This window comes from Janthinobacterium sp. UMAB-60 (assembly GCF_900095235.1).
GTDB lineage: Bacteria > Pseudomonadota > Gammaproteobacteria > Burkholderiales > Burkholderiaceae_D > Janthinobacterium.
On record NZ_LT607543.1, the window covers coordinates 1 to 219 of the forward strand.

Annotated in this window: 1 protein-coding gene; it reads left to right on the top strand. The window is 67.1% G+C overall.

Features of this window, described 5'->3' with window-relative positions; translation table 11 throughout:
- The coding region (locus tag K0F86_RS27230) for a YDG domain-containing protein (RefSeq protein ID WP_219137221.1) at positions 1–219 on the top strand (219 nt) is incomplete at both ends.

The following is a 219-nucleotide window of genomic DNA, read 5'->3' on the forward strand; positions in this document are numbered from 1 at the left end:
GCCGGCGCCACGTTTGCCGGCATGGTCAATGGCGACAGCTTGAGCGTCAGCGCGACCTCGGCCAACTTCATCGACAAGAATGTCGGCAGCGGCAAGGTTGTCAATGCCGGCGGCCTGGCCCTGGGCGGCACGGACGCCGGCAACTACAACCTGACGGCTGCCACGGGCACGGGCACGGGCAGCATCAGCCAGGCGCAAATTGCCAGCGTCAGCGGCATC